This is a genomic window from Marinigracilibium pacificum (assembly GCF_012926615.1).
GTDB lineage: Bacteria > Bacteroidota > Bacteroidia > Cytophagales > Cyclobacteriaceae > Mangrovivirga > Mangrovivirga pacifica.
In genome coordinates this window covers 36,958-49,180 of record NZ_JABBNU010000009.1, presented here as the reverse complement: position 1 = coordinate 49,180, position 12,223 = coordinate 36,958, and the positions used below count along the sequence as shown (strand labels likewise).

The 12,223-nt window shown below is 34.4% G+C and carries 9 protein-coding genes and 1 tRNA gene; 5 read left to right on the top strand and 5 right to left on the bottom strand.

Features of this window, described 5'->3' with window-relative positions:
- Window positions 1-104 precede the first annotated feature (104 nt).
- Together HH304_RS14510 and HH304_RS14505 are read left to right on the top strand one after the other, a co-directional pair.
- On the top strand, window positions 105-2,045 hold the full coding sequence (locus HH304_RS14510) for an ATP-binding protein (RefSeq protein WP_169682904.1): 1,941 nt from the start codon (window positions 105-107) through the stop codon (window positions 2,043-2,045).
- A gap of 47 nt (window positions 2,046-2,092) precedes the next feature.
- The gene (locus HH304_RS14505; protein ID WP_169682902.1) at window positions 2,093-3,583 is read left to right on the top strand and encodes an NAD(P)H-hydrate dehydratase; all 1,491 of its coding nucleotides are present in this window, start codon (window positions 2,093-2,095) and stop codon (window positions 3,581-3,583) included.
- Between the two features lie 55 nt (window positions 3,584-3,638).
- Here HH304_RS14505 and asnS read toward each other — a convergent pair whose 3' ends face one another.
- Window positions 3,639-5,081, bottom strand: a complete 1,443-nt coding sequence (gene asnS, locus HH304_RS14500) for an asparagine--tRNA ligase (protein WP_169682899.1) — start codon at window positions 5,079-5,081, stop codon at window positions 3,639-3,641.
- 245 nt (window positions 5,082-5,326) lie between these two features.
- On the opposite strand from asnS, the gene rpoN reads away from it, so the two are divergent.
- Complete coding sequence (rpoN, locus tag HH304_RS14495) at window positions 5,327-6,772, top strand: RNA polymerase factor sigma-54 (RefSeq protein ID WP_169682897.1); 1,446 nt, start codon at window positions 5,327-5,329, stop codon at window positions 6,770-6,772.
- Between the two features lies 1 nt (window position 6,773).
- The gene (locus tag HH304_RS14490; protein WP_169682894.1) at window positions 6,774-7,502 is read left to right on the top strand and encodes a hypothetical protein; all 729 of its coding nucleotides are present in this window, start codon (window positions 6,774-6,776) and stop codon (window positions 7,500-7,502) included.
- Window positions 7,503-7,563: 61 nt separating this feature from the next.
- On the opposite strand, the gene HH304_RS14485 is transcribed toward HH304_RS14490, so the two are convergent.
- Window positions 7,564-8,277: an outer membrane beta-barrel protein gene (locus HH304_RS14485; RefSeq protein ID WP_169682892.1), complete on the bottom strand. Its 714-nt coding sequence runs from the start codon at window positions 8,275-8,277 to the stop codon at window positions 7,564-7,566.
- 147 nt (window positions 8,278-8,424) lie between these two features.
- On the opposite strand from HH304_RS14485, the gene HH304_RS14480 reads away from it, so the two are divergent.
- Window positions 8,425-8,498, top strand: a tRNA-Arg gene (locus HH304_RS14480).
- Window positions 8,499-8,650: 152 nt separating this feature from the next.
- Here the strand turns inward: HH304_RS14480 and HH304_RS14475 are convergent.
- From HH304_RS14475 to HH304_RS14465, 3 genes are all read right to left on the bottom strand, one after another.
- The gene (locus HH304_RS14475; protein ID WP_169682890.1) at window positions 8,651-9,256 is read right to left on the bottom strand and encodes a porin family protein; all 606 of its coding nucleotides are present in this window, start codon (window positions 9,254-9,256) and stop codon (window positions 8,651-8,653) included.
- A 44-nt stretch (window positions 9,257-9,300) separates the two neighbouring features.
- Window positions 9,301-9,966: an OmpA family protein gene (locus HH304_RS14470; protein ID WP_169682888.1), complete on the bottom strand. Its 666-nt coding sequence runs from the start codon at window positions 9,964-9,966 to the stop codon at window positions 9,301-9,303.
- Between the two features lie 191 nt (window positions 9,967-10,157).
- Window positions 10,158-12,101 (bottom strand): sensor histidine kinase, encoded by a 1,944-nt coding sequence (locus HH304_RS14465; protein WP_169682886.1) that lies wholly within the window; start codon window positions 12,099-12,101, stop codon window positions 10,158-10,160.
- Window positions 12,102-12,223: the final 122 nt, after the last annotated feature.

Here is a 12,223-nt window from a genome sequence, read left to right as displayed (position 1 = left end):
ATAAATAATGTTTATTGATATCTTTGCACTTAATACACAATAATTACATATTATTGATTTTTGTGGATCTAAAAATTATAACCAAAATAATCAACCAGTAACAATTGAAGACCCTTCTGAAATATCTTACTGTTTTTTTACTATGCATTTTCAGTAATGATGTCTTTAGTCAAACTAATGACCTGGAAATTAATGAGGATAATTATTTGATGTATAAAGATCTTGTTAGTGATTACTTGCATAGTGACCCGGATAGCGCATATAATCTAGGTAAGGTCTTAATAACTTATCTAAAGAAGATAGAAGATAAAGATGAAGAAATTATCGTAAAAAGCTATATGGCAGTTGCTGCGATAGAAACAGGTAATTATAAAACAGCTGTATTGCTAGTTCATCAATCGCTGGGGATGTTGGATGGCATAACTAATAATCATGTAAAAAGAGCTGCTTATTCCAATTCGGGACTTGTTTATAAAAGTCTTGGGTATTATTCCAAAGCAATCGAATATTATCAAAATTCACTAGATCATATTGAAGATAATAATGAGAGAATGAAAGCTCTGCCATATGGTCATATCGGAGACTGTTATGTAGAATTGGGTGAGGTCGAAAAAGGGTTGGATTATATTTTAAAGGCTAATGATTTTAACATAAAATCTGGTAATGAGATAGGTGAATTGTTTACCGCCAGCTATCTCATGAATGCCTATTTGAAATTAGGAAGAAATGATGATGTTCTAAATCTTTATTCTCATTATAGAAAAAAGATGAATTCATCAAATGAGATTCTGGCTAAAGTTATGATTAAACTATCAGCTGCAAAAGCCTATCGAAATGTAGGAGAACTTGATAGTATGTTTGTATTGCTACATTCAAGTGCAGGTGAGTCAGAGAAGATGAAACTTAATTCGTACACAGAAGAAATTTATAAGCTCCTGGCTGAGTTTTATGAAGTTAAAGGTTTATCTGATAAGGCTGATGAATATTATAAGTTATATGTGAATCTGTTAACTGAAAATTCCAGGATTAATAGGGAACGAGAAATTCAAGCACTTCAAATGGGGTTTGAGTTGGCAAATCAGGCTGAGGAGAATCAAAGGTTGTTTGAGTTGGCAAGAGTTAAAGATGCTGCCGCCAGACGACAAACATTTTATACCTGGGTTTTTATTGGGTTGTCTTTAATATTGGCGATTATTTTATATCGATCATATAAAATTCGACAAGAATTGAGAGCAGCCAACAATAAGCTAGTTAAGTCACGTCAACTTATAATCAATCAAAATACCAAGATTGAAAGTCAGAATAAGCAGCTGGAAGAGAAGGTTGAGGCAAGGACTAGAGCACTATCCGGTGCGAATAATGAGTTGCGAACTCAAAATGATCAGTTGGAACAATATGCTTTTATTACTGCTCATAATTTAAGATCACCAATTGCAAGAATGATTGGTCTTATACAGATCCTTGATAACCAATCGGAAGAAGAAAAGGAAACTATCCTAAAACATATTCGAACTGAAGCAAATAGTCTTGATCAGATTGTTAAAGACCTTAATCAGATTCTTTCTATCAGAAAAGGTGCAGGAAAAGCTTATCATGAAATAAATGTAAAGGAATCTTTAAAGGAGATTATTGATCCGTTTGTTAAACAGTTTGAAGAAATAGATGGGGAGATTCATCTTTCATGCCCAGAGAAAATATACTGGCATTTGATTCCTGCATACTTCAAAAGTATTTTTCAAAACTTGATTAGCAATGCTATAAAATATAAAGATTCAAACCGAAAGCTTATCGTAAATATTAACGTAAATATCGAAGGTGGTGAGCTTGTTATTTCAGTTGATGATACTGCAATCGGGATGGACCTTGATTTGATAAGCACAAAAATATTCGGGCTTTATCAGCGATTTACATCTAATGTAGAGGGGAAAGGTATGGGGCTATACATGGTAAAGTTACAAGCTGAATCTATGAATGGTAGAGTTGAGGTTGATAGTCAAAAGGGTAAAGGAACTAAATTTATTATTCGCTTTCAGTCTAACGGGTAGTTTTATAGGTTGATCTTTTTGATTAACTTTCTATAAACACCTGCTACATGATCAAAATTCTATCAGCTGAACAAACCAGAGAGGCCGACCAATACACTATTAAAAATGAGCCTATCAACTCCATTGATTTAATGGAAAGAGCTTCTACAGCTTTTTGCGAATGGTTTATGGGAGAGTTCCCCGGGAAAAGTAATATTCATATTGTTACTGGTAAAGGGAATAACGGCGGTGATGGCCTTGCAATAGCCAGAATGCTTAATGAACATGGGTATAGAGTCAGTCTATATTTGATATCTGAGAAAGGAAGTGAAGACTTCAATAAAAACTATGATCGTATTGCCGGGAAGTTGAATGTTCATATTTGGGATGGAAACCCTGAATTTGAGTCAGGAGGGATATTGATTGATGCATTGTTTGGTTCTGGTCTTGACAGGCCAATTGAAGGCCAATATGCTGAAATAGTTCAAGCAATAAATAATTATGAGGGATTAGTGGTTTCTGTTGATATGCCTTCTGGTGTATATGCAGATAAACCGGTAGATAGTGAAAATGTAGTTAAAGCATCTCATACAGTTTCGTTTCAGTTGCCTAAGCTATCTTTTTTCATGGCAGAAAATGAAACATATGTTGGTGAGTGGCATTATGTTGATATAGGATTAAATAAATCATTTATTGATCATTCAAAGTCTTTTTATCACCTGGTCACCCTTGAAGATGTCAGACATTGTTTAAAAAAGCCTTCAAAGTTTGCTCATAAAGGAAACATGGGGCGAATAATGATTGTGGGGGGGGCACAAGGAAAAATGGGGGCTGCAGTTTTGTCAGCCAAAGCTGCACTAAGATCAGGTGCAGGGTTGTTAACATGTTATGTGCCTGCAGGTGGACTAAGTATTATTCAAACAGCAGTACCAGAGTCTATGGCTTTGGTTTCTTCGTTTCTTGATTACCATGTTGAAGAAGTTTCATTTGATGGATTGGATGCTGTTGGGATAGGTCCGGGATTAGGGACTGAAGAGCAAACTGCATTGGCATTTAGAAAATGGATCAAACAATTGACTGTTCCAGCTGTAATTGATGCGGATGGATTAAATATTTTGTCTTCAGATTTAAGTTTATTAAAAGATTTACCAACAGGAACTATTCTAACGCCACACCCTAAAGAGTTTTCTCGTCTTGCAGGAGATTCAAAAAATTCGTTTGAACGTATTGAAAAAGCCAGACAATTTGCAATTGACCATAAGGTTGTGATTGTTTTGAAGGGAGCACATACTGCAGTTTGTGATGCTGATGGTAGTGTTTATTTTAACTCTACCGGAAATCCCGGAATGGCTACTGGAGGAAGTGGTGATGTCCTGACCGGTATAATAACAGCATTGCTTGGTCAGGGATATGAACCAAAGAAAGCTGCCATATTAGCTGTATTTGTACATGGTCTTGCCGGAGATGAAGCTGCAGAAGATCTGGGGATAATATCTATGATTGCCTCTGATATAGTTGATTATCTGCCTGATGCTTTCAGGCATATTGAGATAAGATAAAAAAAAGGCTAAGAAAATTTTCTTAGCCTTTTTGATTTTTATTTGATAACCATTCTTAGAATTCGCAGTTTCCCGGAGTTCTAGGAAATGGTATAACGTCACGAATGTTAGTCATGCCGGTTACAAATAGCATTAACCTTTCAAATCCAAGACCAAAACCACTGTGTACACATGTTCCAAATCGTCTTGTATCAAGGTACCACCACATGTGTTCCTCTTCAATTCCGAAGTCTTTCATTCGGGCAGTTAATACTTCCAGTCTTTCTTCTCTTTGGCTACCTCCTACGATTTCTCCAATTCCAGGGAAAAGGATGTCCATCGCAGCAACAGTCTTGTTGTCTTCATTGACACGCATATAGAAAGCCTTAATGTCTTTAGGATAGTCAGTTACGATAACCGGCTTTTTGAAATGCTTCTCAACAAGATATTTCTCATGTTCTGATTGCATGTCAATTCCCCATTCATCAACAGGATAAGCAAATTTTTTCTTTTTATTCGGTTTAGAATTTTTAAGAATTTCAATTGCTTCAGTATATGTACAATATGCGAAATCGTTATCTCTAACCATTTTAAGTCTTTCAAGCAGACTTAATGCAGGTTTTTCAGCTGCTGGCTTATTCTTGTTCTCTTCCTCTTCTCTTTTAGCAAGGAAGTTCAAATCATCCTCGCAGTGGTCAAGTGCATAAGTAACAAGATATTTAAGGAATTCTTCAGCTAATTCAGCATTTGCTTTTAGGTCATAAAATGCCATTTCAGGCTCAATCATCCAGAATTCAGCCAGGTGTCTGGTTGTATTTGAGTTTTCAGCTCTGAATGTTGGTCCGAAAGTATAAATATTACCCAATGCTAATGCAGAAAGCTCTCCTTCCAACTGTCCACTTACAGTCAGGTTTGATTGCCTTTCAAAGAAATCTTCCTTCCAGTCAACTTCACCCTCTTCATTTAGCGGTGGGTTTTTAGGGTCAAGAGTAGTTACTCTAAACATTTCACCTGCACCTTCAGCATCTGAAGAAGTCAAAATTGGTGTATGAACGTTATAAAAGCCTTTATCATTGAAGAAGTTATGGACAGCAAAAATCATTGCATGTCTGATTCTATAAATTGCTCCAAAAGTTGTTGTTCTAACTCTTAAGTGAGCTTTTTCTCTTAAAAATTCAAGAGAGTGCTTTTTAGGTTGCAAAGGGAATTTATCGGCATCAGACTCACCAAGTATTTCAATGTTTTCAGCCTGAATTTCAATAGCCTGGCCCGAACCTTTTGATTCAACAACATTTCCGGTAACAGAAATACAGGCTCCTGTTGTTATCTTTTTGATGATCTCTTCATCAAACTTTTCGCTCTCAGCAACAATTTGAAGATTGTGGATAGTAGAACCATCATTTAATGCAATGAAGTTCACTTGTTTACTTCCACGTTTCGTTTTGACCCACGCCTTAATCGTAACAGTATCTCCTGTTTTCGGGGCATCCAGTAAATCTTTGATTCGAATATAATCCACGTTCTTTACTTTAATAAATTATGAATTCCGTATAACCGGGTTCTTTTCAAAAGGATACACAATTATAAATGAAATGTGTATTTTTAGCTAAATATCTTTTACTCGCCTCAGGTAAGTTTTTTTATAAGAAAGAGGTGAGTTAGTAATTTAAACTTCGCAAAAAAAGTATAAATTCGATTTATTTTCAATGAAATAAGGATTTATCGCAACATAATTGTGGTAGATTTTACTTTTAAACAGACAATATGCAGAAGTTAGGCTTAACTCAGGCGCTACAACAAAAATTATCACCCCAGCAGATTCAATTTATTAAACTGTTGCAGGTGCCTACTGCTGAGCTTGAATCAAGGATTGAAGAAGAACTCGAGATAAACCCGGCACTAGAAGAGGGGAAAGAAGAAAATACTGAGGATAGTTTTGAGGACGATCAGTATGATGATGATCAATATGATGATGGTCCGGATATAGATGATTATTTAAGGGATGACGATTTTGCCGGCTATAAAATGCAAGGTGATGGGCGTAATCCTGATGAGGAAGATAAGTCAGTTCCTGTAGTGGGCCAGACCTCTTTGTCAGAACAACTTATTAGTCAACTTGGGTTTGCAGATCTTGATGATAAAGAGTATCAAATTGGATTGCAGCTAATTGGTAGTATCGAGAGCGATGGATATATAAGAAGAGAACTTGAAGCTATTCGAAATGATCTTGCTTTTAGTCAAAATATAGAAACTACTGTTGAGGAGCTTGAAGCGATATTAAAGATAGTTCAGGAGTTTGATCCTCCGGGAATAGCTGCCCGTGACCTACAGGAATGCTTGATGATCCAGTTGGAAAGGAGAAACGAAGATCTGCCTGAAGTGAAATTAGCTAAGAAAATCATACTTGTTTGCTTTGATGAGTTTACCAAGAAGCATTATAGCAAGATTATGAAGAAGCTTAATGTTGAGGATGAAGAGGTTTTTAAGGAATCTGTAAACTTAATTACTAAGCTTAATCCTAAGCCGGGTGGAGCCTCGTCTGGAATTGCTCGTACGCAGTATCTTATGCCTGACTTTATTGTTACAAATAACAATGGTAATCTTGAGCTTACACTTAACAGTAAGAATGCACCAGATTTAAGGATTAGCAGATCATACTCTGATATGCTTGATGCTTATGATAAGAGTAATAAAAAGGATAAGAAGCTTAAAGAAACTGTAACTTTTGTAAAGCAGAAGTTAGATTCAGCAAAATGGTTTATAGATGCTATTAAGCAAAGGCAAAACACCTTGCTTTCTACAATGAATGCTATTCTAAAATATCAATATGATTATTTTCTGGAAGGAGATGAATCAAAGTTGAGACCAATGATTCTTAAAGATATCGCTGATAGAATAGGGATGGATATTTCTACAGTATCAAGGGTTGCTAATAGTAAAGCTGTACAAACTGAGTTTGGGATTTTTCCTCTTAAATATTTTTTCTCAGAGGGTATTTCTACAGAAAGTGGTGAGGATGTGTCAAGCAGACAGGTTAAACATGATCTTAAAGAGCTTATTGAAAAAGAAGATAAGCGAAAGCCTTTGTCTGACGATAAGTTAGAAAAGCTTTTGAAAGCTAAAGGGTATAATATTGCTAGACGTACCGTAGCTAAATATAGAGAACAAATGAATATTCCGGTAGCCCGATTAAGAAAGGAGATTGTTTGATTTGAATAGTAGATTAGCCTTAATTTTTTCAACTGTATTTCATCCTCTTTTGGTTCCTGGTTTGTTAATCTGGAGCCTTTATTTAATGAGTCCGATGATTGTGACTCCATTAACAGGAGAGAGTTTTTATGTGTATTTGAAGGTTGTATTCTTAATGACAGGGTTATTCCCTTTAATTCTTCTATTGTTGTTGAGGATTACCTATATCGTCTCTATGTCCAGATTATTTTTTCACAAGGTCGTGAAAAATCAATCTGTTACTTCATTTTTACTTCAAAATAAGCCTCTATTATTTTATTTGAAGAAAAATCGAAAAGGGGAGGCTTTTACTATTCCGGAAAGAAATGAAAGGGTTTTTCCTTTTGTAATGATAAGTATCATTTATATGATGTCCACCTATTTGTTTGTTTATAGGTTTAGTATTAATTCAGTTTTAAATTCAATTTTTATTGCCATGACAATTTTGGTTGTTGTGGTAACTGCTATCACTTCCTTTTTTAAAATTTCAGTTCATTCTACCACTCTGTCTGCAGCGGTAGGTATTGCCTTTGGTTATGGTATTTATTATCCGGTTGCCACTAATTATTTCTGGTACATTGTAGGGCTTGTTGTTATATGTGGGGTGACATCTTCAGCAAGGCTGGCATTAAAATCTCATAAGCTATCTGAAGTTACTCTGGGGCTAGCTCTAGGTTATGTAACCGGATTTTTGGCAATGGTCTTTCATTAATAAAAAAAACCGGAATGAAGTTTATCATACCGGTTTAATATTATCAATGCTTATATCCTTGTTAGAAAATTCTAAATGCTACTCCTGCAGATGATTGTGTTGCATTAATAAATTGTTCAGGAGCTTCGCTTTCTTTGAAAATTTTAGAGAAGTTATGTCTGTAATAAGCCATCACTCCGCCAAATCCAATTTTTACTACTCCACCATATCTAAATGATTCAATGCCGTAATCAGATTTTTCCTGGAATTTTCTAGTGTCACCAGCAGTTTCATACTTGATTTTAGTTTTACTTTCAAGAGCGTAACCAAAGTACCCACCAAGACCTACTTTAAAGCTTCTTCTGTAATCTGACTTATTTAAATGCCACATAAACTCAAGAGGAACATCAATGTAGGTTGTGTAAAACCCTGATTTTTTTACTCCCCCACCTACATAGTCTGCAGCAGAGGTGAAGATTGTTTCGTCTCCGGTATCTAAAAATACCTGATTGTTTTTATATGAATGTTTTTCAACAGCAACACCAATACCTGGGTGGAAAGTTATTCCACTGTTTTTGCCTAATGGTAACTCAATTTGATAGTTGAATTGTGCTCTTTTTGATGCCCACCAATTCGAATCAACTGAATCAGGTTTATCTAATACAAAAGTAAAACCAACTTCACCCCATAAATTTCCTGGTATATCATTCCATGGTGAAGTCTTTTCGTTGTCATCCTGTCCGAAGGCTACTGTACTGATGAAGATAAAAATGAAAGTAAAAATATTAAATCGCATATTGCTGTATTTTTTTGCTTTTAAACGGTCACAAAGATAGTATAATTGTAAAATTCTTGAGCATTATTTTTAAATAAGTGAAATATTTAATTACATTTGCACTCCCATTTAGTTCAACACTATTTTAGATGTTGACTAATAACCAACGGACTCGTAGCTTAATTGGATAGAGCACCTGGTTACGGCCCAGGAGGTTGGGGGTTCGACTCCCTCCGAGTTCACTTATAAATTGTCCTGATGAAATACCATTTCGTCAGGACTTTTTTTATGACCGCAATATAAATTCCAGCTTTTAGTTTTTCCTCCTAAAAACTGTTAAAAGAATAAAAAAAGGGACATAAATTAATATGTCCCTTTTATATGCTTACTCCATTTATTTAATTCGTAGTGCCCCATAAATCTGACCGTAACTATTTTTTGCATCTCCAATTAATGACTTGGCTCCATCGCTATCCGCTATTTTCATCATCCCCAAGTTATAACGTGCTCCAACTTGAAGGTTACCAAAGTTAATTCCAATACCACCTAAAAATCCCCAATCAAATGATTTGAAATTATCTTTATCTACAGAATCTGAATATTCTCCAAGGTCTCCATCTGATGTTATATCTGTACTAAGCAGATAACCTCCATAAACACCGGTGTGGATTTCTGCTGCATCACCTAATTTAAAAACTGCCATTACCGGAACATCAATATAATGCATATTAAATTTCACTTCCTGATCTATTATTCCATCATACATTGATCTGTTCCCTTTTCCACTATATAAAATCTCAGTTTGTAACCCAAGGCCTTCAGAAATTTCCCATTGGCTAAAAAGACCTGCATGAAATCCATATCGGGCATTTTTATCATCAACTTCATCGGAATAAAAGTTTGATGCATTTAAACCTCCTTTAACACCAATTATCTGTGCATTTGAAAATGATATTGAACCTATTAAAAATATTGTAGATAAAATGATTTTATAATTCATAATTATTGAAATTTAGTTTTCTAAAAATATGTTGATAATCGTTATTATAGAGTACCGTTTTCGGCTGCCTTTTTCATTTTTTCATTCGCATATATTGCTACTTCAACTCGACGGTTTTGTTGTCTTCCTGTTTTAGTGTCATTAGAAGCTATAGGTTGATCTTCTCCATACCCCATTGTTTTAAGTCTTGATAGATCTACATTGTTAGCAACAAGGTAGTTGGCTACACTATTAGCTCTCTTTTCAGATAGTTCTTCATTATACTCATCTGATCCAGTGGCATCAGTATGTCCCTCTATTAGAATATTCGTGTCGTCGTACTTATTTAATGTTTCCGATAACTCGTTTAAATTATCTTTAGTCTCACTTGTTAACTGGTATGAATCCAAAGGGAACATTAGACCGGAATCAAAAGTGATTTTTATTCCTTCACCAACCCTTTCAACTTCTGCGCCTTCTAAATCTTTACGCAATTCTTCAGCTTGTTTGTCCATTTGACGTCCAATTAAAGCACCAGCTGCCCCACCGACAGTCGCTCCTATTATTGCTCCTATCGCAGTGTTATCAGATTGCTTCCCAATAACTCCTCCTATAACGGCTCCTCCACCAGCACCAATTACTGCGCCTTTCTGAGTTTTGTTTGCTTTACAACCTGAAAATATTAATAGAGAAGTAACTATTAGATAACTGGAAATCTTTCTTAGTAACATATGATTATTTGTTGTTTAGCTAATAAACAACAACAAACTTGCCAGTTATGATAAAAGAGTGAATTATCTGTCAATAAGCAGATAATTAATTTTTTGTGCAGAAATAATCACATTTTTTAATGATAAAATTTAATTGAAGTGTGATAGAGAATGTTGAATAAATGAATGGTTTGGGGAAAATAATCCCCGGCTTAATTGTTGTTTTGGCTTTCTACCTCAACTTGGTTATTTCCAAATTTACTATTTCGATCAGCATTAGGTAGTAGTACAGTGAATTCTGTAAATTTATATTCTTCAGTTTCTAAAGATATGCTTCCACCCAGAACTTCAATTGCCTTTTTTGTAATATATAAACCTAACCCATTGCCGGTTCCAAATTCAAATCCCACAAAAAACATATCCCAGATTTTATCTCTAACCTCCTCAGAAATTCCTATGCCATTATCTTTAATGGATAATTTTACTTGCTTGTTTAATTCAGAAACAGTGATTTCTATTTTCTTATCAGGCTTTTTGCTATAAACACAAAATCTAATAGCATTTTCAATCAAGTTTGAAATGATGATAGAAACAAGAATTGGTGAAATGGTGAATTCAAGTCCTTGTTGAATTTCTTTTGATATTGAGATGTTTTCGTTTTGAATAATAGCTTTGTTTGATTCTAGAACTGACTCTATCTCGCTATTAAAATTTATGATTTTTGGTTCTGCAGGAAGATTAATGTGACTTATCATTTGTAGCTTTTGTAAAAGCTCATCCATTTCATAAGCAGTATCAGCAGCTTTTTCAAATAGCACTAATGAATCTCCTTGTAAAGTAAGCTTGGCAATATTATGCAAACCTAAAATTGATGACAGTGGTCTTCTTAAATTATGAGCAGAGCGATAGAGAAATTGATCTAACTCATTGTTGATTTTTACTAATGACTCCGTTTTCTGATCGACAAGTTTTTCTAAATGGGTATTAATTTTAGCAATTTTATTATTAGCCTCTTTAAGTTCTTTCTTTTGCTTGAAGAATATTCTTACAAGCATAACTAAGATGAAAATAAAAACAATCAGGGCTACTATAATAAGAGTAATACGGATTATTTTTTGCCTGAATAGCTTTTGCTCTCTTTCTCTTTCTGCTTGAGTTTTCTTAAGCTCAGATTCAATTCCCTGAAGGTTTTCTAATTTACGTCTTAGTTCAGTGATAAGTTGAAGGTATTCAGCCTGATAATCTCCAATAATGTCCTTATTAGCTAATATTGCAATCTCAATCGCATTTACATCAGCAGTTATTTGTTTCTTTTGTTCTTCAGAAAGATTCTCTTTTTGTTCTGTAAGCTGTTGGTTTACTCTATTTAATCGATCTTCAAATGCCTGCCTATTTTCAATTATTGATTGCTGATTGTTTTCTGCCTGATCTCTTAAGATTGCCAGATCTTTTTCTATTGCTTCTACTCCATCAAGATTTACAGTAATTGGAGTATTATTAATAACTGAAGAATCGGGTAAAATATATAGTTCATAGAACTTATTGTCAATTAATGATCTTTCTTCATTTGTAAAGCCCGTAAGATCAAAATAATGCAAAGCAAGATATAATCCTTCGATTGAAGTGACTGTATCTAGAAAAGAAAGCCTTGTGTTAATTATACTTACTTTTTCTTCTATCTCTAAAGTGTTGCTCAGTAAGTTTTCATCTAAGGAATTAACTACAACTACAGGAGGATTTGCTTTAATCTTATTGATTTTAATTTCAAATCCAGGAATAATTAATTTGTATTGCTGTTGTAGTTCTTCATTTTTAGGGTATGGAATTGTTACGTAGCCATCACTGTTAGTTCGCCTTTTTATAGTTTGAGGCCCTTCTAATATAACAGGGTTGTTTTTTAAAGGGGATTGATCTACGTTTACTAGTCTGAAAGTTAGTTCTTCATAATTTTTTTCCCTTAAAATTATTTCTAATATACCCTTAGAATAATTCCAAGATTCAGCTTCATAAGATTCATGATCAATCCAGATTTTATTTGGAGGCAGGTTTTTAGCATCAGTATTTAAAAATGCTTTACCATTGCTATTAGTTTCAATATATTCTTTACCTTCTAATGAAAGAGAAATATTCGAGACAGGTTTTAGGTTAGTGTCCAAGGTTCTAATTTGAACACTGGTAGATTGGCAAAATGCATTTGTATTAAATAAGAAATAGACTACACAGATTGCCATCCATTGTAAGTACAATTTACTTGAAAAGAATTTTTTATCTACACTAC